Source organism: Mesorhizobium sp. M0678, from assembly GCF_040320505.1.
Lineage (GTDB): Bacteria > Pseudomonadota > Alphaproteobacteria > Rhizobiales > Rhizobiaceae > Mesorhizobium.
Genome location: NZ_JAMYPT010000002.1, coordinates 548,186 through 568,388, shown reverse-complemented (window position 1 = coordinate 568,388; position 20,203 = coordinate 548,186). Strand labels below are relative to the sequence as shown.

Genomic DNA, 20,203 nt, shown 5'->3' with positions numbered 1-20,203 from the left:
TGCGAAAATCTCAGGCTTTGCCAATTTTTGCCGCCTTGTCTTTGTCGAACCACCACAGCGTCTCGACCGGAAAGTCGTAATCCGGCTTTTGAGCGGGAAAGCCGAACATATCCCAGAAGGCAGCCCGGTGATTCGCCAGATGATATGTTGGAATCCAGTCTAGCCGCGCGCGCAAGACCCGATCGAGCGCGTTGAGCGCTGTGACGAGTTCGATCCGGCTCTGCGCCTTGCCGGCTGCCTCGATCAGCGCGTCGATGGCTTTGCTTTCCGTACCCGGATAGTTGCGCATCCCCGGCGTTTTCGCCATCCGGGAATTGTAGAGGATTTCCAGGCCGTCGGCAGTAGGCGTCGCCCCGATCAACCAATGTAGCATGTTGAAATCGAAATCGTAGTTGCTTTGCCGCGCTTCAAATTGCGTCGAATCGACCTGCCGGATCGAAGCGTCGATGCCAATCGCCTTCATATTCTCGGACCACGGCGCGAAAATGCGAACGAGACCCTCGTCCTCGGCCAGCATTTCCACCCGCAGTCGCTCGCCCTTCTCATTGACGACGAAATTGCCCGCTCGCTTCCAGCCGGCTTCGGCAAGCAGTCTCGAAGCTTCGCGCAGCAGCTTACGGTCGTGACCGGAACGGTCCGAGACGGGTTGCACCACCGGTTCGCCGAAGGTTTCCGGCGGCAACTCGGCTCGAAACGGCTCCAGCAGTTTCAATTCCTGGGGCGAGGGCGGGCCCTCGGCCTTGTAGTCCGATCGTTCGAAGTTCGATTGCGAGCGCTCGTAGGAGCCGAAAAACAGTACCCGCTTGGTCCATTCGAAATCGAAGCAATAGGCGATCGCCTGTCTCACGCGCACATCGCGGAATTGCGGCCGGCGCTGGTTCAGCGCGACAGCCTGCATGTCGGGCGATTTCTCGCCGGGAAATTCGCGTTTGACGACCCTGCCATCCTTCAGCGCTGGAAAGTCGTAGCCGGTCGCCCATACGCGCGCGGTGAACTCCTCGCGAAAATGCGTATCGCCTTTCTTGAACGCTTCAAACGCTGCCTGGCGATCAAGGTAGAAATCGATACGGATACGGTCGAAATTATTAAGCCCGCGGTTCACGGCGAGATCGCGCCCCCAATAATCGGCGACGCGTTCATATTCGATAGTCTGCCCGGCCACGACCCGTCCCATCTTGTACGGCCCGGAGCTGAGCGGCGGGGTCATCGTCGAGGCGTCGAAATCATTGGCCGTATAGAAGGCTTTGGACACGATCGGCATTACGGCGATCGCGAGGATATTCTGCGCCGACTGTTTGCCGTTGAAGGTAAGGCTGACAGTAAGCGGATCGATTGCGACCGCATCCGTCATATGCCGCAGCGCTTGGGAAAGGTTCGGGTGTCCCCGGTCTTTGTAGAGGTTCAAGGCGAAGGCAACGTCCTCAGCCGTCAGCGGCGAGCCGTCATGGAAGCGCGCTTGTGGCCGCAGGCTGAAGCGGAAGCCGTTGCGGTCCTGCGACAAGGTAACGAATTCGGCAAGCACGCCGTAGACCGCATCCGGCTCATCGAGCGCCCTTGCCATCAGCGAATCGAAACAGAGCTCGGTGCGCGGCGGCGAATCCCCCTTCAACACCAGCGAGTTCAACGTGTTGAAAGTCAGAAAGCTCTGATTGAGGGTGGAGTTCGGCGGGCCGAAATTCATCCGGCCGCCCTTGGGAGCGTCTGGATTGACATAGTCGAAATGCGTGAAATCCGGAGGATATTTGAGATCGCCGAAGGCAGACAGCCCGTGCAGTTTCACGCCGGTCGGGATGGCGGCGAAAGCCCGGCCGGGCAGCAGCGCTGCAGCGGCGGCCGCACCGCCAAGGGCCAGGAAATCGCGACGGGGCAGCGCCGCCATCAATTGCCACTCTTATATTTGGCGGCCAGCGCTTTTTCCTTGTCCGGGTCGATCCACCAGGAATTCTGGTCGACGCCGCTATAGGCGGGCTGTTTCTCCGGCATACCGAACTTGTTCCAGTAGGCCAGCCAAACCACGGCGCGGTAATATTGCGGCACGACATAGTAGTTCCACAGCAGCACCCGGTCGAGCGCATGGGTGGCGGCAACCAGATCGTCGCGGTCGGTGGCAAAGATGATGCGGTCGACCAGCGCATCGACGACCGGATTCTTGATGCCGGCGTAATTGCGCGATCCCGGCGAATCGGCGGCCTTGGAACTCCAGAAATCGCGCTGTTCATTGCCGGGAGAGTCCGACTGCCCGAGTATCGAAGTGACCACGTCAAAGTCGAAGTGGGTGACTCGGTTGATATACTGGGTTTGGTCGATCAGGCGCAGCGTTGCGTCGACGCCGATTTTGCGCAGATTGGCGATATACGGGCTGGCGATGACCTGGTCGGTGTCGTTCCAACCGAGGATCTCGAATTTGAACGGTTCGCCGGTCTTGGCGTTGACCATCTTGCCGCCCTTGATGATCCAGCCTGCCTTGGCGAACAGATCGACCGCGGTCTTCAGGTATTTGCGCTCAGCCTGCGGGTTGTCGTAGACCGGCAGCTTGAATTCCTGGGTAAAGACTTCAGGCGGCAGCTTGTCACGGTACTGCTCGAGGATTTCGAGTTCCTTGCCCTGCGGCAGGCCACTCGACGCCAGTTCGGTGCCCTGGAAATAGCTGCTGGTGCGGGTGTTGGAACCGAAGAACAGGGTCCGGTTCATCGTCTCGAAATCGAACGGATACATCAACGCGGCGCGCACCAGGCGATCCTGGAACAGCGGGCGCCTGGTGTTGAGCATGAAGGCCTGCATCGGTTCGGGCGACGCGGTCTTGAATTCCTTCTTGATGACGTCGCCGGCCTGAACTGCCGGGAAATTATAGGCCGTGTTCCAGCGCCTCGAACTGTTCTCCGGCTTGATGTCGTCCAGCCCGCCCTTGGTAAAGGCCTGCCAGGCGGCATTGTCGTCGAGAAAATAGGTGAAACGCTGCCTGTCGAAATTCTCGCGGCCGATTTTTACGGGCAGCTTGGCCGCCCAGTAATCGGGCACGCGCTGCCAGATGATTTCGGAGCCAGGCTTGAAGCTGGCGATCTTGTAGGCGGCGGAGCCGAGCGGCGGCTCCTGCGTCGGCTTTGTGACGTCGCGCTTCTTGCCGTTGGCGTCGGTGCCTTCCCACCAGTGCTTGGGCAGCACAACGAGATCGCCGATGATCTTCGGTAGCTCCCGGTTGCCCTTCTGGCTGAAGTGGAATTCGACCTCGCGGTCGGACACCGCGACGGAGTCGGTGACGTTTTCGAAATAGCGGCTGTACATCGGGCTGTTGGCCTTCAGCACCTGGAACGACCAGATCACGTCCTCGGTGGTGATCGGCTGGCCGTCATGCCATTTCGCCCGCGGATCGAGCCGGTAGGTCGCCGAGGAATAGTCGGCCGGATATTTGTAGGCGTCGGCGATCAGCGGATGGCTGGTGCTGCCCTCGTCGGTCGCCTGCTCCATCAACGTGTCGTAGAGCAGGCCGCCGCCGAACTGCGCGAAGCCGGCGGCCGGCGAACCCTGCACGATATAGGGGTTGAAGCTGTCGAACGTGCCGAGCACCACTGAGTTCACTGTGCCGCCCTTCGGCGCATCCGGATTGACGTAGTCGTAGTGCTGGAAGTTGTCGCCGTATTTGGATTCGCCGATCAGCGAGGAGGTCGTACGCCATTCGTCCGCGAAGGCCGCCTGCAATCCGCCGGCAAAAGCGGCCAGCATCAGCACTGATTTCAGAAGCGTCCGCGCTCGGCCAACCGTCATGCGTTCTCCTCTTCGCGATATAGCGCCGTCACCATAGCGTCTGGGCCCAATCTAGATCATTTGGCGGCGCTGAAAACCGCAACCGAGCGGCTTTGTCGTCGCATATGCATTTTTCCTAACGAAAAAGCCGGGCTGAACCCGGCTTTTTCAAGGATTATGCCATTACAGTTTTGTTATTTTGCGGGCGCAGCCGGCGCCGGAGCGGCTGGCGCCGCGCCTTCTGCCGGCTTGGCAGGGGCCGCACCTTCGGGCGGCTTGGCGGCCTCATTTTCGGCCGAGGCGCCGGGCGCCGGCAGCGGCTTCGGATTGTCCGACAGCGTGCGCAGATAGGCGATGACGTTGGCGCGGTCCTCATCCTTCGGCAGACCGGCGAAGCCCATCGCGGTGCCCTTTACGAACTTCTTCGGCGAGGTGATGAAGTGGTTTAGATTGTCGTAGGTCCACTTCTCGCTGCCGCCCTTGGAGAACTCCTTCATGCCGGCCGAATAGGCAAAGCCCTCATGCTCGGCGACCGGACGGTCGATGATGTCCCAGAGATCGGGGCCGACCTTGTTGGGGCCACCCTTTTCGCCGGAGTGGCAAGCCTGGCATTTCTTGAAGATGGCGGCGCCCGCTTCGGCGTTGGCAGTGGTCAGCAGCTCGGCAATCGGCTTCACGGCCGCGGCGGGAGCGGCCGGGCCGCCTTCGGCGGGCTCGGTCGCCTCGATGGCGAAGCCGGGCTTTTCCGGCGCCGGCGAGGCAAACAGCGCGTCGGACACGATGCCAACGGAAAAGACGATGAACACGGTGCCGAGGAGACCGGCGAGCAGCTTGTTGACTTCGTTGGAATCCATACGCCCCAGGCTCCCTTTTCCGGCGGACCGATCCGTCCACTCCGTCCGTCGGTATCGTGAACCACCCTGCGAGGCGGTCAAATCGCGCGGAAACTAGGTCTTTTGCTCCGGCGTTGCAACACCTATAAGGGCGCTGCCAGTGAGACCTTTTGCCACTTTTGTCCTCCTCTTTTTCGAGCCCCTGCCCGCCTCATGTCCACCCTCATCCTGATCCCGGCCCGCATGGCCTCGACCCGCCTGCCGGGCAAGCCGCTCGCCGACATTGCCGGCACTCCAATGATCGTCCACGTCGCCCGCCGCGCTGCCGAGGCCGGGCTCGGCCGGGTCGTCGTCGCCACCGATACGCAAGGCGTTGCGGAGGCGGTGCGCGCGCATGGTTTCGAGGCGGTGATGACGCGGGCGGACCACGAAACCGGTTCCGACCGCATCTTCGAAGCGCTGACCATTCTCGACCCTGGCAACAGCGTCGAGACCATCGTCAATGTGCAGGGCGATCTGCCGACCATCGACCCCCTTGTTATCGGCGCCGCGCTGAAGCCTTTCGAGAACGCAGCGGTCGACATCGCCACGCTCTGCGTCGAGATCGTACGCGACGAGGAAAAGACCAATCCGAACGTCGTCAAGCTGGTCGGCTCGCCACTCTCGACGACGCGGCTCAGGGCGCTCTATTTCACCCGCGCCACCGCCCCTTGGGGCGAAGGCCCGCTCTACCATCATATCGGCCTCTATGCCTATCGCCGCGCCGCACTCGAACGCTTCGTTGCGCTAAGGCCGTCGCCGCTGGAGCGCCGCGAGCGGCTGGAGCAGTTGCGGGCGCTGGAGGCCGGCATGCGCATCGATGCGGAGATCGTCCAGTCGGTGCCGCTTGGCGTCGATACGCCGGACGATCTCGAACGCGCCAGGGCGCTCCTTTCCAACTAAGAAATTCTTCCCCCAATTCCCGAGACTCTGCGCATGCCTGAAAAGACCAACAAAATATCCTTCCAGGGCGAGCCGGGCGCCAATTCCGACACCGCCTGCCGCAACATGTTCCCGTCGATGGAGCCGTTGCCGTGCCCGACCTTCGAGGACGCCTTCAACGCCGTCGAGACCGGCAAGGCCGATCTGGCGATGATCCCGATCGAGAACACCATTGCCGGCCGCGTCGCCGACATTCATCACCTCTTGCCGGAATCGAAGCTGCACATCATCGGCGAATACTTTCTGCCGATCCACTTCCAGCTGATGGTGCTGCGCGGCGTCAGGCGCGACGAGATCAGGACCGTGCACAGCCACATCCACGCGCTCGGCCAATGCCGCAAATACATCCGCAAGAACGGCTGGAAGGCGACGGTTGCCGGCGACACCGCGGGCGCCGCCAAGATGGTCGCCGCGATGAAGGACCGCACCATGGCCGCGCTGGCGCCGGCGCTGGCCTCGACCCTCTACGGGCTCGACATCATTGAGGAGAATGTCGAGGACACCGACAGCAACGTCACCCGCTTCGTCGTGCTGACCAAGAACAAGCAATGGGCCGAACGTCCCTCGGCCGACGCCAGGATGATGACGACCTTCATCTTCCGCGTCCGCAACGTGCCGGCAGCGCTCTACAAGGCGATGGGCGGGTTTGCCACCAACGGCATCAACATGACCAAGCTGGAAAGCTACCAGCTCGGCGCGTTTACAGCGACGCTGTTCTACGCCGACATAGAGGGCCATCCCGACGATCCGCTGGTGAAGCTGGCACTCGACGAGCTCGCCTTCTTCTCGCGCGAAATGCGCATTCTCGGCGTCTATCCCGCCAGCGCCTCGCGCGAGCAATGGAAGGTGGCGGATTAGGATCCGGTCAGGTCAGGCCGAGCTTGTTCTGCTTGGCCGGCTTGCCGCATTCGCGGCGGGCAATCGACCGGTTCATGGCGTCGATCTTGCCGCTTGCCTGGTCGGCGTCGCGTTTGGCTTTCGAGCGCATGTCCGGCGTGAACGGGCCAAAGCCCGTCGCCGGGTTGGAGAAGGACGGCTTGGCGTCCACCGGCAAATGATATTGCTGCGCCAGGCCGTTTCGTTGCGCCAGCAATTGATCGCAAGGCACATTGTCATATAGCAGCGAGGACTGGACGTTTTCGTCCTGCCGTTCGGACATCGAATTGCCGACGCAGCCGGCCATCGCCAGGCAAGACGCCAAGACCATCATGTTCCAGCGCATGAACGTGCTCCTTGTCGTTCGCAGCTGCGGCTTCTCATGCGCAGCGGCAGAAGTCTTAGCCAGATTTTACGCTGCCGGAAAGCAAGCTTGCCCCTACGGCCAGCCCTTCGACCGGTTGGCGGCGATCCTGCCGGATGATTGTTGCCTGCAGCGACAGGACCGAAAAGCCGTTGGCGTCCAGAACCCGCTCTACATAGCTTTGGGAATGCGCGTAGCGGCGGGACGGCAGCAGGGCGAAGCCGGCGCTGTCAGACGATTCTCCGCCCGGGAGCGTCTCGACGGAGAACGCAAACAGACCGCCGCCGGCAAGCATTCCGGCAATCTTGTTCACCACCTTTTCGAGTGCGCCGACATAGATGAACACATCGGCCGCCGTCACCAGATCGGCTTTCGGGCCAGAATAGCAAAAATCCTGCAGGTCCGTCTTGACGAGCAGATCGTAGACGCCTTTGGCGCGCGCCTGCCTCAGCATGGCGGTCGAGATGTCGTAGCCCTCCAGCCGATCGGCGATCGGCCGCAGCCTCTGGCCCATGAGGCCGGTGCCGCAGCCGAGATCGAGCGCCAGCGAAAACCGGCCCGGCCGTGCTGCCTGGATGGCGCGGTCGAGGCATTCGGGCAGACGATACCCGAGCCTGTCGACCAGCTCACCCTCGAAGCTCCCGGCATAGTGGTCGTAAAGCGTCTCGACAAAGGCGCTGGGCGGCGCCGGGGCCGCCGCTGCCCTGCCGATCAATTGCAGCTTGAGCACCGCGCCGAGCCTGTCCGCCGGGTCGAGCCGCAGTGCCGTCGTCCAGGCCTGCGCGGCACGATCGGGCGCGCCTGCCGCTTCCTGCATCTCGCCGAGGCGGAACCAGCCGGCTGGCCATTGCGGCGCCAGTTCGAGCGCGCCGAGCAGCAATTCCGCCGCTGCCGCATGATCGCCGGATGCATAGAGCATTTCGGCATAGTCGGCGCGGCGGTCGGCGGTCAAATCGCCGGACGAGGTCTGGAGCGGTTTCATGCGATCGGGTTCCGCCGGGTGTTTGCAGCCGGCTTGCGCTCTATGCTGGAGTCAGCAGTGACTTACAACAGGCTTCCCGCGCCGGAATTAGCGCCTATCTTGGGGCCATGCGCGCCAGCGACCTGCTTCATCCCCGGCCGGAAGGGCTGTATTGCCCGCCCGGCGATTTCTTCATCGACCCGGTGCGGCCGGTCAACCGGGCGCTGATCACACATGGCCATTCCGACCATGCCCGCTCCGGCCACCGCTCGGTAATGGCGACGCAGCAGACGCTCGATATCATGGGGCTGCGTTACGGCGAAGGTTTTGCCGGAACGACGCAAGCCGCCGTGCTCGGCGAGACGATTGCGCTTGGCGGTGTGGCCGTCAGCTTTCACCCGGCCGGCCATGTGCTGGGCTCGGCGCAGATCAAGGTCGCGCATCAGGGCACATGCATCGTCGCGTCCGGCGACTATAAGCGCCAGAAGGACACGACCTGCGAGCCGTTCGAGCCGCTCAAGTGTGACGTCTTCATCACCGAGGCGACGTTCGGCCTGCCGGTGTTTCGGCATCCGCCCGATTCCGAAGAGATCGCCCGGCTGCTGAAATCGACCGAACAGTTTCCCGAGCGCACGCATCTGGTCGGCGCTTATGCGCTGGGCAAGGCGCAGCGTGTCATGCGCCTGCTGCGCGATGCCGGCTACGAAAAGCCGATCTACATCCACGGCGCGCTGGCCAAGCTCAGCGAGTATTACCAGAGCCAGAATATCGATCTCGGCACATTGGAACCGGCGACCGTCGAGACCGGCCAAAAAAGCGACTTTGCCGGCGCCATCGTCGTCGGCCCGCCATCCGCCTTCGCCGATCGCTGGGCGCGGCGTTTTCCCGATCCGATGTCTTGCTTCGCCTCAGGGTGGATGCGCATCCGCCAGCGCGCCAAGCAGGGCGGCGTCGAGCTGCCGCTGATCATTTCCGACCACTCCGACTGGGACGAGTTGACCGCCACGATCAAGGAGACCGGCGCCGAAGAAATCTGGGTAACGCATGGCCGCGAGGAGGCTCTGGTGCGCTGGTGCGAACTCGAAGGCATTGCGGCTCGGCCGCTGCATCTCGTTGGCTATGAGGACGAGGGCGATTGATGGTGTTTTTGGATCCAGCAATCGCCGGTACGGCGCTCTACGGCGCCCCCCTCTGGCCTGCCGGCCATCTCCCCCTCAAGGGGGGAGATCGGCAGCTTTGGTTTTGCCGCTCATCCTGCAACGTTGGAAATTGGCGAAAGCAGTCGCGACAGCAAATCTCCCCCCTTGAGGGGGAGATGTCCGGCAGGACAGAGGGGGGCGCGACAGAACGCAAGCCTTTCCCATTGGCGTCGCCCCTCCCATGAACCGCTTCGCCGAGCTTCTCGACCGGCTGGTGCTGACGCCGTCGCGCAACGGCAAGCTGACGCTCTTGACCGATTATTTCCGCAGCGTCGAGGATCCGGACCGCGGGCTGGCGCTGGCTGCCATCACCGGCGATCTGTCCATCGCCGCGGTCAAGCCGGCGATGCTGCGCACACTGGTGATCGAGCGCATGGATCCGGTGCTGTTCGGCTATTCCTACGACTATGTCGGCGACCTGGCCGAGACCGTGTCGCTGGTCTGGCCGCAGGCGCCGGTCGACATTGCGAACCACGAGCCGACGCTGGCCGAGGTGGTGGCGAAGCTGCAGGCGGCGAGCCGTTCCGACGGGCCGCAGGTGCTGGCCCGGCTGCTCGACAGCGCCAGCACTTCGGCGCGCTTTGCCATCATAAAGCTGGTCACCGGTGGCCTGCGCATCGGTGTCTCGGCGCGGCTCGCCAAGCAGGCGCTGGCCGATTTCGGCAAGGTCGATGTCGCCGAGATCGAGGAACTCTGGCACGGGCTGACGCCGCCCTATCTCGCGCTGTTCGCCTGGCTCGAAGGCAAGGCCGAAAAACCCAGGAAGACGGCGCTGGCGCTGTTCAGGCCGGTGATGCTGTCGAATGCCGTCGGCGACGGCGACCTCGAAAAGCTCGACCCGGCCGACTACGCGGCCGAATGGAAATGGGACGGCATCCGCGTCCAGGCGGTTTGCCAAGGCGGCATTCGCCGGCTCTATTCGCGCACCGGTGACGATGTCTCCGGCGCCTTTCCGGATCTTGCCGAGGCGATGGATTTTTCCGGCGCCCTCGACGGCGAGCTTCTGGTCGGTGACCCCAGGCAGGCGACGGGCACCTTCTCGGACCTGCAGCAGCGGCTGAACCGCAAGAGCGTGTCACCCAAGATCCAGCAGCAATACCCCGCCTTCATGCGCTGCTACGATGCGCTGCAGATTGGTGACGAGGATGTGCGCGGACTTCCCTTCCGCGAACGGCGCGGCCGGCTCGAGGCCTTCGTCAGGACACTCGATCCGGGCCGCTTCGATCTGTCGCCGCTGGTCGAATTCACCAACTGGCAGACGCTGGAGGAATTGCGCCGCAAGCCGCTGCATCCGGTCATCGAAGGCGTCATGCTGAAGCGCTGGGATTCGCCCTATGTGGCCGGGCGGCCGAAGGGCCCGTGGTTCAAATGGAAGCGCGATCCGCACACGGTCGACGCGGTGCTGATGTATGCCCAGCGCGGCCACGGCAAGCGTTCGAGCTTCTATTCCGACTACACATTCGGCGTCTGGTCCGGGCCGGAAGGATCGGAGGAGCTGGTGCCGGTGGGAAAAGCCTATTTCGGCTTCACCGACGAGGAACTGAGGCAGATCGACAAATATGTCCGCGACAATACGATCGAGCGCTTTGGCCCGGTCCGCTCGGTGCGTGCCGACCGCAGGAACGGGCTGGTGCTTGAGGTAGCCTTCGAAGGGCTCAACCGCTCGACGCGGCACAAATCCGGCGTTGCCATGCGCTTTCCGCGCATTTCGCGGCTGCGCTGGGACAAGCCGGCGGCCGAAGCCGACCGCATCGAGACGCTGCAGGCGCTGCTCGATAGTTAGTGCATGTGGCGCAAAAAGTGTGCAGCGGTTTTGCGGTAACGACATGCACCAAAACAAGAACCTAAAGTGCGTCGCATGAGGCCGGTCCGAACGCGACGTGCTTTAGGGAACGACTGAAACGCGGATCTCGTAGATGTCGACCGACTTGCCCTGCTTGTCGAAGTCGGAATTGATGGCGATGGTGCCGGCAGCACCCGGACGCTTGTCGGGAAAGCGCACGTCGAACAGATATTCATTGCGCTCGCGACCGACCGCATAGCGCTTGCGGCCGCAGTCGCCGAGTTCGCCGAAATTGCAATCGACGGAAATCTGCGTCTCCTGCCCCTCCTCGGAGCGCGCGATGATGTCGAATGTGGCATGCTTGCCGGCTAGTTTTTCCAACACGCCTTGTCCGACGTCGAAGCTGATGGCCGAGCCGGATGCCCCCGAGCGGATGCGCAGGAAGGAACCGCTTTCGTCCTGGATGACGTCGGCCTTGGCGTCCGACGGTGCATTGACCTGCGTCGGGTCACCCGGCGAAAAAACGTTGATCCAGTCGCGCGCCTGGTCCTCCTCGCCCTGCTTTGGCGGCGAAGCGGTGTCGTCCGGCGTGAAATCTTCGCCATCGACCGTTGGCGGCGCTTCCGGTGGCGCTGTGTCGAGCTCGGTCGCCGATTTGAAGACGCCGGTCTGGTTGGCGAAATAAAGGCCGATGCCGGCGGCTGCGAGCAGCGTCACACCGAAGAAGATCGCGGTCAAGGGCAGGCGGCGCCGCCTCGCCCGCCGGTCGTCGCGGTCGGGCGTCACTTCCGCGTCGTCGGTTTCGACGTCGGCTTCGGTCGGAACCGAGGCCCCCATGTCGATAACCGGCGCCTCGGGAACAGGCGCATCGGGCATGATGTCGGGAACGACCGGCAGGACGCGCGACCGGGGCGCATCGGATTCGGGCGGCTGCGCCGGACCGTCAACGACGACATCGGGCGACGGCGCGGGCTCGGCTTCGGCTTCGGCCGGAGGCTCCACCTCCGGTGCTGCCTCTAAACTGTCGGTCGGCGCGGCAACGTCGGCAACCGCCGGCAGGAATTCCGATTCGATTTCGGTGATCTTCGCCTGGACCGCCTTGCGGCGCTTGATGGCGACCTCCACGGTGACGTTTGGATTGGCCTGCAGGGCACGGTCGAGTGCCGCGAAAGCCGATCGATAGACCCGCTCGCGAAACGCCCGGTCGTCGGCATTGCCTTTCTCGAAGGCATTGCGGATCGCTTTTTCGATCGCGTCCAAGCGAATTCCCTCTGCAATTTCACTCACTTTGTCATGATCGTTAGCCGCAGGCGACCAATCAATCAACAAGCGAGCGGCCGCATTCTGCCTTGCCGAGGGGTACAAAGCTTATTTCGGCGGTTTTCGGTAAAGGAATCAACATTTTTCGCTGATTTTCCGGTCACGGCCAACGTGGCGGTCGCGCGGCGTGCCGATGCGGCATCGCGCGGCCAATGGTAGATCGGCGCGGCGGCTGCCCTTGCGCCCGGCCGGAGGCGGCACGAATTGCCTCGTCCTGAAATCGCGACTGCCATCTTGAATTCGCGGCCGGTTGCGTCTATCACGCAGCCCATCCTGGAAGCTCGGCTTCCCGGGCCGCTTTAGCTCAGTTGGTAGAGCACATCATTCGTAATGATGGGGTCAGGTGTTCGAGTCACCTAAGCGGCACCAAAAATCTTCAACAAAATCAACCACTTCTTCCACATTCGCCTTATAGCGGCTTTCGTCGTTCATGGGAAAGGTAGCAAATAGGTAGCAATCCCTATCGCGCCGGTCGCACATACAGATTGACTTGGTCTGCCCCTTTCTCAGATGGCCATGACTTCCCGGCCTGAATAAACCCATGGCGTTCAAACAGTTTGCGTGGTGCCAAGTTTTTGGATTGGATGGTCGTGAACAGGCCTTGCTCTTTGACGGCGGCTAACGTGCCCAAGACTAGAAGATCGCCGAGCCGCGCCCGTCGATGATCCTTGGCAACGTGCAGGTAGCCTACCTCGCCAAGATACTCAGCGTCGGGGAGTGAGACGCCGGCTTGTGTTTCAACGGTTCTCTGATGTCCTCTGTTGTCCTTGATCGCGTTCGTCCCGACGAGTTCGCCGTTGAGGTACAAGAGGCATAAAAAGTGCGCATCTTGGATGCGCTTTGATAGGCCTTGTTTCTCCACCTGCGGCGCTCGCAGGACTAGGTCTTCGAACGCTTCGCGCTCTTCCCTGGTGAACGAACCACCCGGCCTCACGATCAGATGCACAGACACGTCAGCTTGCCTCCCAAAGGCGGCATCAGAGCAGGTCATCATGGGCGCTGTCCAGCCATGGGTATTGATGGAGCCCGGCAGACTTGAGAATGACGACTTCCCAGAATGGGAGTTGGTCAAATCCAATAATTACCAAGCAGAATGCGAGTATAGAGCGGATTACATTTCGGTTTGGTTTGGATATGCAAGACGGGGCCAGGGGTTTCTAACTCGTCGTGAGCCACTGTCACGATTTTCTTGACGAGTTGCTTCGGCCGTGAGATGAGAGGGATGCTGTTATGGTTCCCATCGAAAAACGGTGCTGCCAGTTCCCATGGTTCTGGCAGCACCGAACAGGGCCAAAAGCAGCAGCGTCCAGTTCGCGGCGGGGCCGCATCGAAAACGCGCCCCGCGATCGATGGCCTAACAGCAAGATTCCAAAGATCGTCGGTTTTGAAAGTGAAACCACCCGTGCGCATGAGCGTCCGGGAACGCGCCTTCGTGCGCCTACGATTTAGGATTTGAACATGTCTGAGTCCCCTTCGGCCGATACGGCCACCATCACGCCCGCTGATTTCCTCGCCAAGCTCTTCCCAAATTATGACGGCATCCTGTCTCTGTCCAAGGACGGAGCCGATGCCGATGCCGATGGCACGACCGATGATTTCCATGTCATCGATATGGACGCTGTTAACGCATTTGTGGCCGGGGCAGGTGACCATGACGTTATCGTGGTGCCTCATGAACGGGCTTACGGCCCTGCCGTGTTGGCGTTCGGGTTTGAGCCCGGTGCGGTGATCCCGCAAGATGTGACCGATCTTGGTGTCGTCCTCCAGCCGCAGACCGACAAGGACGGCCCCGTTCTGGTGATCCACGTCGAAGGCGACAAGCCCGAGATTGATCACCTCATTACCGCCCTTGCTGCCGAGTATCCGGAGCTTTCGCCCGACGTGCCATTGCCGGGGCGTAGCTGGACGCTGGAGCCGAGTTCGCAGTTCCGGGGCCGCACAGTCGGGCAAGTACTCGACGTGATGCTGGAGGGCAATGCGAATGAGGCACGGTTGAGTGCAGAAAGGCCGCTGAATGATGCCACGGTCATAGGTGAGATCAGCCCGGACATCCTCAATACCAAGGTGCAGATTTCTGTCGCCGATCGGCGCGACGCGAAGACGTTCAAGGTCGCACCCGAAGTTCCGTTCGAGCGCGTCCTGAATTCAGACCTCAGCAAGATTCGCGTCGGCAAGAAGGATGGCAAGTGCTTCGTGCCCGGCGTCCTCATGGAAGGGCGGCGCATCAACCCGGCTGTCACCAAGCTCTGCATGATGGGGCTCGACGTGGACAGCGGCGCGAGCATGGACAAGACGACTGCCTTGCTCCAGTCGATGGGCCTGTTTTTCATCGCCTACACCACGCACTCCCACGGCTCCCGGAAGATCGAAATCAAGAAGGACCGCTATTACAAGTGGGCCGGTGACAACGGGCGTCCGACTGATCCGACCACGGAAGGCGTGCGGGGCTTCCTCCGGGAGGAAGGGAAGTACGTCGCCGACGTGATCGACTCGGCTGAATATGAGGACACGACGCACGAGACGACTGGCGTCATGATCAATGTGCGGACGCGGGCGATCGACAAATTCCGGCTCCTCTTCCTCCTCGAAAAACCCTTTGTCATTGCCGAGTACCTAGGGCCGCAGAAGGCCGCGATCACGGCATGGGGCGATATGATTCTTGGCATGGGTCGCGAACTCGGCATCAAGGTCGATCGCGCCGCGCGTGATCCCGCGCGTCTGTTCTACCTATCCTCCCGCGACAAGAGCGCCGTCAACGCCAAGATCATCGTCAACGCCGGAGGCGGTATCAAGCGCTCGGAACTCGCAAGCCCTTCTGGCAGACTCGACTGGACCAAAATCAAGCCGGTTTCGATCCAGCAGCACAATGCGACCTCTTCCGACCCTTTCGACCAAGCCGCCGACGCCATGGGAGGTAGCCGCAAGACTTCACCTTTGTCGCCGACGAAGGGGTTGAACCTCTGGGATTTTGAGCGGGAGCGCGGTCACGGTTTTCAGATTTCGCAGGTGTTCAAGGATCACTGCGAGGATCGTTTGCGCGGTGAGACCGCGCCAGGTAAGTTCACCTGCGAATGCCCGTTCGATGATGAGCACTCGAACGCCGGTGATCCCGAAGACCCCGGATGCTACGTGCAGGATGCTGGCATGGATGCCGCCACGTTTGCCTTTCGGTGCTCACATACTTCCTGTTCCGACCGTAGCCGTGCGGACATGATGCACAAGGCCATGGTGGATGAATGGTTTTCTGACGATGTTTTGACTGATCCGGCTTATGATGTGGCTGGCGTTGACGATGAGGACGGCGATAACGCCACTGCCGAGCATCAAGCCGCTGCCGTCGCAGACAAGCCAATCACGCACTTCAAGAAGATGGAACAGGCGGTCACGGCCATGAACAACGAGATCGCAATCGTTCAGCGAGGAGGCGATGCGGTCATCTATCAGAAGCAGGGGAACGGCGAAGGATGGTTGAAGCTGCGCGCGGCGAAAGACATCTATGCGCCTTGGACAGCCGGGAAGGACAAGGACTCGGTATTCTCGGCATGGCTGAAATCTCCTGCGCGCGATCACCGCACCGCCGTTGTCTTCGAGCCTTACCGCCATGGGGAACCGGACGCGACTCCGCGCGACCAACTGAACATGTATCGCGGCTTTGCTATCGAGCCGGTAAAGGGCGACTGGATGGATTTGCAGCGCCACATTTTCCGCATCATCTGCAACGGCGACAAGAGGCTCTTCGCCTACGTGATGGCATGGCTTGCTGACATGGTGCAGAACCCCGGCCGCAAGATCGGCACCGCGCTTGCCATTCTGAGTGTTGAAGGAACCGGCAAGAGCCTGTTCACCGACTTCGTGCGCCAGATTTGGGGTAACCGTCATAGCGTCAAGGTGAGCGATCCGAGACAACTCACGGGCAACTTCAACGGACACATGTCGGGCAAGATGCTCGCCGTTGCAGAAGAAGCATTCTTCGCGGGTGATCCGAAGATCGACTCCATTATCAAGGACATGATCACCAGCGACCGGATGATGATGGAGAACAAGTTCATGGACGCCATCGAAGTTGGCGACTATCGGCGCTTCATCCTCTTGTCGAATGCCGAGAATGTCGTGAGAGCGACAGGGGATGCGAGAAGCTACGCTGTCACGTTGGCTAGTGCCGAGATGAAGGGCAAAGCGGCCTATTTCCAGAAACTCGCCGACCAGCTTAAAGGCGGCAAGGTTTCGGCCGCGATGCTCCATGACCTTCTTCGGCTCGATATCGCAGCCGTCGAACGCACCTATGGCATCGATCTTCGCAACCCGCCTCTTACGGATGCGCTGATCAGTCAAATTCTCATCAATATGAGAGCGGAAGACAGATGGTTGCGCGCCGTGCTTGCAGACGGGACGTTCCCGGATGCGGATGGTGACAGCGGATTGACTGAACCGGATCGAAAGACGTGGCAGGAAGGCTCCCTCACGGTCGCGAAAGAGGCGGTCTATCGAAGCTATAGATCAATGGTGAAAGCACGAGACGGGAAGGAAGTCTCGCCCGAAGCAATCAGCATGTTCTTTATCGGTGCATTTCGGAAGCAGAAGGGCGAGGAGTCTTTGATCAAGGTTGACGGCGATGGGAAGACGGGGCGTTCCTTCGTGCTGCCGTCACTGCTTTCCTTGCGCGAGTTCTACGCGGAAAAGTCCAAGGTGCCTTTGGATCATAGATCGGTTGTCGAAGAGGGCGACTTGATCTTGCCGCCGAAGAAGGCGGACGATCCCGACTACGCCGACGCGTTGCTCGCCTATAAGGACGCCGCCGACACCTTCATCAACGGCGTCTTCGACCGCAAGTGATACCGTGGGGAGGCGTCTCGCCTCCCCTATGCGCCCGATGACGCAAAAAGTGCCGGTCAAACAAGCCATCGGCATGCAGAGTTCCCCAACCTCCCCAACCTTCCCAGGCAATTTTTCAAATACGTGTAGAAAAGGGGAATCCGCCCTCTCTTCTCCGTTATCGGTCGTGTTCGAGTGTGGGTTTCGGGATTCCTATCATGGATTAAAAAAAGGTTGGGGAGGTTGGGGAGGTTGGGGAAATGAAGCCCTTCTCTCACGCCGCCGAAACGTCCCTCTGCTCTCATCCCTGAAAGCCTATCGGCTGGACCAACCGTGTGCATTCGCACGCCTCATACGGTCTCTCCAGAGGTTGAGTGCAGAGGATGGGGGAATTGTCATCCACGATCCAGCCGAAAGCGCGTAAGCTTCTCAGAATCAGAAGAGAGGGGGAGCAAAAGCAAATGGAGAAGGCTAAGCCGGGCTGGTATTTCTTTGTTCGATGCGCCGCGTGCACCTCAGAAATGATTCTCAGTGAAGCGCCTTCACCAGAACAGGAAGCGGGACCCTCCGTCAGCGGCGGCAAGGCTTCCTGTCCGAGTTGCGGAACGAAAGTCACGTATCGTACGGCACAAGTGCGGCGGGGGCTGGTAAGCTAAAGCTGCGATCGCCGCCGATGCCGCCGCGACGATGATCGACGGCGGCTATCATTGCGCCTTGGCTGCGGCACCTCGACATAGCGGCCGATCGATCGCAGGTATGCGATTATCTCTGCCATGAGATGATCGCGCTCGCCGTAGGCTTCTTCAATCCATCGGACTTGTGGCTCGATGGCATCGAGTTGTGCTGGCGGCAGATCAGCATCGCCAAACACATACCCAAAATGACCGACGGCGCAAATGTTGCAGCCAAGATCGACAACGGATTGCACAAAGGCGGGAATGTCTTTTTCCTGCATAGTCCTATTCGTGTCACGGCTGGCGATGGATGGCGACGCGGCCTGCCCCGCCGTGTACCTTCGGCCCGACCTCGTCGATACTTCGATATTTTGGTGCATTTTCTACATCACCCTCACTCAACCCGCCGAGTCAAGCCCATCGGAGCCGCAGCTAGAGCAGTTCCCTCGCCGATGCTGCGAGCCTGCATAAAACCCTCACGCAGCCTCTCTCCTAGCGTGTCACGGCAGAGCAATGGTGGCGTTGAACCAAGTGCTGCTCCACACTCGTCTCAAGGTCACGGGAAGAGCCAGCGCCGTTTGTGCAAGGAGCACCACAGGGCCTCTTTGGGACCTTTGTCGCTTGCTTCTATCAGTTCAGTGTCGGCATGATATTCTTAGCGCTGTTCAGCCAAAAGGGGTGCGACCATGTACGACCATTTGACGCCGTGGGAGAAGTTCCGGGCAGGGCGTGAAGCTGTCGAGACGCTGAAGGGTGCGCTTGGCTTGGGAATGGTTATCTGGCTTTGGGCCGCCTTCAAAATCCACTACCTCGAGAAGTTACCGGATTCCCTTTGGGATCACAGCGGCCGTGACAACGTTCAGAACTTCATTGACCACATTGCCAGATCAAATCTGGCCGTTCTTTCGATTGCAGGCTTCGTTTTGGCTGGATTGCTCTTTTGCCTTATGACTCTGTTCGTATTGAGCTTCTATCTTGCTTCGATAGTAGATTGGTGGGACCAACTCTTTCCCAAAGAACTGGAACTGGAGAAACGACCGGTAGCGCTTTTTATCGTTAAATGGGGCGTTCTCCTGCCTATGAGCGCTGTCATATGGATTGTGCTAGGTGGTGGCCTTTATCAACTGGCGAAGCTGGAATTGTGGCTGATTTATCGGTGAAGGAGGCCAAGGTGACGTAGGCCTTCAAATCGCGCGATTTCGACGAAAAATGTGACGATCTTTCCTTCTATGAAAGTTCGTTGCCCAACCCTCTGCCGATCCCCGTTCATAATCCATTGGTTATGCATGTATCATATATACCACACTGTGGTAAATATAACATACTCTGCATTAACCTTGATTGATTAGGTAAACGCGCACCGGCCGGATCGCGGACCCTCTCATTCTGCACTCAACCTCTCAAAGGGGACCTCGCATTTCTGTAACCACAGCTGGCCCTCCAGATGACCGAAAATGCCGGTTTGATTAGGGTGTACTTGGGCAGGACCAGCCGAACCGCCTGCATTAACCATGAATCCGGTCTGTTTCCAGGCCTTCCGAATTTACTGGACCACTTCAAGCGAACCGAATATGGTGAACTAGCCTAAATCGAACCGGGAGCCTGAAATGTTCATTCGTGCATACCTGAGAGCGAGCACATCCGAGCAAAATGCGGATCGTGCACGCTCCGACCTCATCCAGTTCGCTGCTGCACGCGGGCTGACGATCGCGGCGTTCTACGTTGAGAACGAGTCCGGTGCGTCTCTCCAGCGGCCGGAACTGTTCAGGCTGCTATCGGACTGTCAACCCGGCGACGTGCTGTTGCTGGAGGCCGTGGACCGGTTGACGCGCCTCAATGCAGACGATTGGGAGAAGCTCAAAGCCGAGATCGCCAAGCATAAGGTGAAGATCGTCGCTCTTGATCTTCCAACCTCATGGCAGATGACTCGGACGATCCCCGATGAAGACGAGTTCACGCGCGACCTGTTCAAGAGCCTCAACACGCTCATCCTCGACATTCTCGCCAGCGTGGCGCGGAAGGATTACACCGACCGCCGCAGACGACAGGCGCAGGGCATCGCCAAGGCGAAGGCAGACGGCCGCTACAAGGGCCGTCCAGAGGATGCCGAGCGCAACGCTGCGATCGTGAAGATGCTCACCAACGGTCAAAGCTGGTCTAGCATTGTGGCCGCGACGGGGGCCTCTAGGTCTACACTGTCGAAGCTGGCAAGGCGTGTGCCTGCGGCTGCATAACCTTCCACGTCATCACGATCCACAGTGAGGCCCGGCATCGTCCGGGCCTTTTGCTGTCCGGCTCGTGGTTCGAGAAGGTTGAGCGCAGTTGCCATCGATCTCGATGCAAGCGCCGACAGGGTAGGGCCGCCCCTTCGATTTTTTCTTCCTCTATTTCCAGGGTCGTTAATAGCTATCGGCGCGCCGGGGTCCCAGACGGGTATTTGGGGTAGGCATCTATTCCTAGACCTAATACGCAGACCACTAAATACTAACATTGTAGACTTTAGATTTAGTCTGCGTTTCTGAACTCATCCTCTCACCAACATTCTGCACTCATCCTTTTACTATAAAGATTTGCAACCTATCCTTTGCCAACCCCGCAACTCCTGGCCTGCCTTTGGCCAATAGCGATTGATTGGTTGAGTGCAGACCCACTCATGCAG

The 20,203-nt window shown here is 60.4% G+C and carries 15 protein-coding genes and 1 tRNA gene; 8 read left to right on the top strand and 8 right to left on the bottom strand.

From position 1 onward, the window contains the following. Positions 1 to 10: 10 nt before the first annotated feature. The 3 genes from NKI29_RS06085 to NKI29_RS06075 all read right to left on the bottom strand — a co-directional run bounded on the left by NKI29_RS06085 (position 11) and on the right by NKI29_RS06075 (position 4,595). Positions 11 to 1,879 carry an extracellular solute-binding protein gene (locus tag NKI29_RS06085; protein WP_352570298.1) on the bottom strand — a complete coding sequence of 623 codons (1,869 nt, stop codon included), beginning with the start codon at positions 1,877 to 1,879 and terminating at the stop codon, positions 11 to 13. Beyond that, positions 1,879 to 3,762, bottom strand: coding sequence for an extracellular solute-binding protein (locus tag NKI29_RS06080; RefSeq protein WP_352570296.1), 1,884 nt, complete (start codon positions 3,760 to 3,762; stop codon positions 1,879 to 1,881). Before NKI29_RS06080 ends, NKI29_RS06085 begins: the two co-directional genes overlap by 1 nt. A gap of 173 nt (positions 3,763 to 3,935) precedes the next feature. Then, positions 3,936 to 4,595, bottom strand: coding sequence for a c-type cytochrome (locus NKI29_RS06075; RefSeq protein ID WP_352570294.1), 660 nt, complete (start codon positions 4,593 to 4,595; stop codon positions 3,936 to 3,938). A 192-nt stretch (positions 4,596 to 4,787) separates the two neighbouring features. On the opposite strand from NKI29_RS06075, the gene NKI29_RS06070 reads away from it, so the two are divergent. Then, complete coding sequence (locus tag NKI29_RS06070; protein ID WP_023676856.1) at positions 4,788 to 5,516, top strand: 3-deoxy-manno-octulosonate cytidylyltransferase; 729 nt, start codon at positions 4,788 to 4,790, stop codon at positions 5,514 to 5,516. A gap of 33 nt (positions 5,517 to 5,549) precedes the next feature. Continuing rightward, positions 5,550 to 6,413: a prephenate dehydratase gene (locus tag NKI29_RS06065; protein ID WP_352570292.1), complete on the top strand. Its 864-nt coding sequence runs from the start codon at positions 5,550 to 5,552 to the stop codon at positions 6,411 to 6,413. 7 nt (positions 6,414 to 6,420) lie between these two features. Here NKI29_RS06065 and NKI29_RS06060 read toward each other — a convergent pair whose 3' ends face one another. Continuing rightward, positions 6,421 to 6,777: a hypothetical protein gene (locus NKI29_RS06060; protein WP_352570290.1), complete on the bottom strand. Its 357-nt coding sequence runs from the start codon at positions 6,775 to 6,777 to the stop codon at positions 6,421 to 6,423. Positions 6,778 to 6,832: 55 nt separating this feature from the next. Beyond that, the gene (locus NKI29_RS06055; RefSeq protein WP_352795685.1) at positions 6,833 to 7,777 is read right to left on the bottom strand and encodes a methyltransferase domain-containing protein; all 945 of its coding nucleotides are present in this window, start codon (positions 7,775 to 7,777) and stop codon (positions 6,833 to 6,835) included. A gap of 107 nt (positions 7,778 to 7,884) precedes the next feature. Between NKI29_RS06055 and NKI29_RS06050 the strand changes: the two genes are divergently transcribed. Beyond that, positions 7,885 to 8,895 carry a ligase-associated DNA damage response exonuclease gene (locus NKI29_RS06050; protein WP_352570288.1) on the top strand — a complete coding sequence of 337 codons (1,011 nt, stop codon included), beginning with the start codon at positions 7,885 to 7,887 and terminating at the stop codon, positions 8,893 to 8,895. Positions 8,896 to 9,136: 241 nt separating this feature from the next. Next, complete coding sequence (locus NKI29_RS06045; RefSeq protein ID WP_352698177.1) at positions 9,137 to 10,738, top strand: cisplatin damage response ATP-dependent DNA ligase; 1,602 nt, start codon at positions 9,137 to 9,139, stop codon at positions 10,736 to 10,738. Positions 10,739 to 10,840: 102 nt separating this feature from the next. On the opposite strand, the gene NKI29_RS06040 is transcribed toward NKI29_RS06045, so the two are convergent. After that, on the bottom strand, positions 10,841 to 11,998 hold the full coding sequence (locus tag NKI29_RS06040) for a hypothetical protein (protein ID WP_352698179.1): 1,158 nt from the start codon (positions 11,996 to 11,998) through the stop codon (positions 10,841 to 10,843). A gap of 353 nt (positions 11,999 to 12,351) precedes the next feature. On the opposite strand from NKI29_RS06040, the gene NKI29_RS06035 reads away from it, so the two are divergent. Beyond that, positions 12,352 to 12,427: transfer RNA gene (locus NKI29_RS06035), tRNA-Thr, on the top strand. Positions 12,428 to 12,518: 91 nt separating this feature from the next. On the opposite strand, the gene NKI29_RS06030 is transcribed toward NKI29_RS06035, so the two are convergent. Beyond that, positions 12,519 to 13,052, bottom strand: coding sequence for a GNAT family N-acetyltransferase (locus NKI29_RS06030; protein ID WP_352795683.1), 534 nt, complete (start codon positions 13,050 to 13,052; stop codon positions 12,519 to 12,521). Between the two features lie 464 nt (positions 13,053 to 13,516). Here NKI29_RS06030 and NKI29_RS06025 point away from each other — a divergent pair, with 464 nt between their 5' ends. Further along, positions 13,517 to 16,891 carry a primase-helicase family protein gene (locus NKI29_RS06025; protein ID WP_352795681.1) on the top strand — a complete coding sequence of 1,125 codons (3,375 nt, stop codon included), beginning with the start codon at positions 13,517 to 13,519 and terminating at the stop codon, positions 16,889 to 16,891. Between the two features lie 631 nt (positions 16,892 to 17,522). Here NKI29_RS06025 and NKI29_RS06020 read toward each other — a convergent pair. Next, a complete protein-coding gene (locus NKI29_RS06020; protein ID WP_352795680.1) occupies positions 17,523 to 17,825 on the bottom strand; it encodes a Y4lK-related protein in 303 nt (100 codons plus the stop codon). A gap of 405 nt (positions 17,826 to 18,230) precedes the next feature. Between NKI29_RS06020 and NKI29_RS06015 the strand changes: the two genes are divergently transcribed. Both NKI29_RS06015 and NKI29_RS06010 read left to right on the top strand, forming a co-directional pair. Then, complete coding sequence (locus tag NKI29_RS06015) at positions 18,231 to 18,704, top strand: hypothetical protein (RefSeq protein WP_352795678.1); 474 nt, start codon at positions 18,231 to 18,233, stop codon at positions 18,702 to 18,704. A 447-nt stretch (positions 18,705 to 19,151) separates the two neighbouring features. Then, entirely contained in the window at positions 19,152 to 19,778 is a 627-nt protein-coding gene (locus tag NKI29_RS06010; protein ID WP_352795677.1) for a recombinase family protein, read from the top strand. Positions 19,779 to 20,203 lie beyond the last annotated feature (425 nt).

Coding starts and splice junctions, on each gene's coding strand:
- NKI29_RS06085 (WP_352570298.1), bottom strand. CDS start 1,879: ATGGCGGCGCTGCCCCGTCGCGATTTCCTGGCCCTTGGCGGTGCGGCC.
- NKI29_RS06080 (WP_352570296.1), bottom strand. CDS start 3,762: ATGACGGTTGGCCGAGCGCGGACGCTTCTGAAATCAGTGCTGATGCTG.
- NKI29_RS06075 (WP_352570294.1), bottom strand. CDS start 4,595: ATGGATTCCAACGAAGTCAACAAGCTGCTCGCCGGTCTCCTCGGCACC.
- NKI29_RS06070 (WP_023676856.1), top strand. CDS start 4,788: ATGTCCACCCTCATCCTGATCCCGGCCCGCATGGCCTCGACCCGCCTG.
- NKI29_RS06065 (WP_352570292.1), top strand. CDS start 5,550: ATGCCTGAAAAGACCAACAAAATATCCTTCCAGGGCGAGCCGGGCGCC.
- NKI29_RS06060 (WP_352570290.1), bottom strand. CDS start 6,777: ATGCGCTGGAACATGATGGTCTTGGCGTCTTGCCTGGCGATGGCCGGC.
- NKI29_RS06055 (WP_352795685.1), bottom strand. CDS start 7,777: ATGAAACCGCTCCAGACCTCGTCCGGCGATTTGACCGCCGACCGCCGC.
- NKI29_RS06050 (WP_352570288.1), top strand. CDS start 7,885: ATGCGCGCCAGCGACCTGCTTCATCCCCGGCCGGAAGGGCTGTATTGC.
- NKI29_RS06045 (WP_352698177.1), top strand. CDS start 9,137: ATGAACCGCTTCGCCGAGCTTCTCGACCGGCTGGTGCTGACGCCGTCG.
- NKI29_RS06030 (WP_352795683.1), bottom strand. CDS start 13,052: ATGATGACCTGCTCTGATGCCGCCTTTGGGAGGCAAGCTGACGTGTCT.
- NKI29_RS06025 (WP_352795681.1), top strand. CDS start 13,517: ATGTCTGAGTCCCCTTCGGCCGATACGGCCACCATCACGCCCGCTGAT.
- NKI29_RS06020 (WP_352795680.1), bottom strand. CDS start 17,825: ATGCAGGAAAAAGACATTCCCGCCTTTGTGCAATCCGTTGTCGATCTT.
- NKI29_RS06015 (WP_352795678.1), top strand. CDS start 18,231: ATGTACGACCATTTGACGCCGTGGGAGAAGTTCCGGGCAGGGCGTGAA.
- NKI29_RS06010 (WP_352795677.1), top strand. CDS start 19,152: ATGTTCATTCGTGCATACCTGAGAGCGAGCACATCCGAGCAAAATGCG.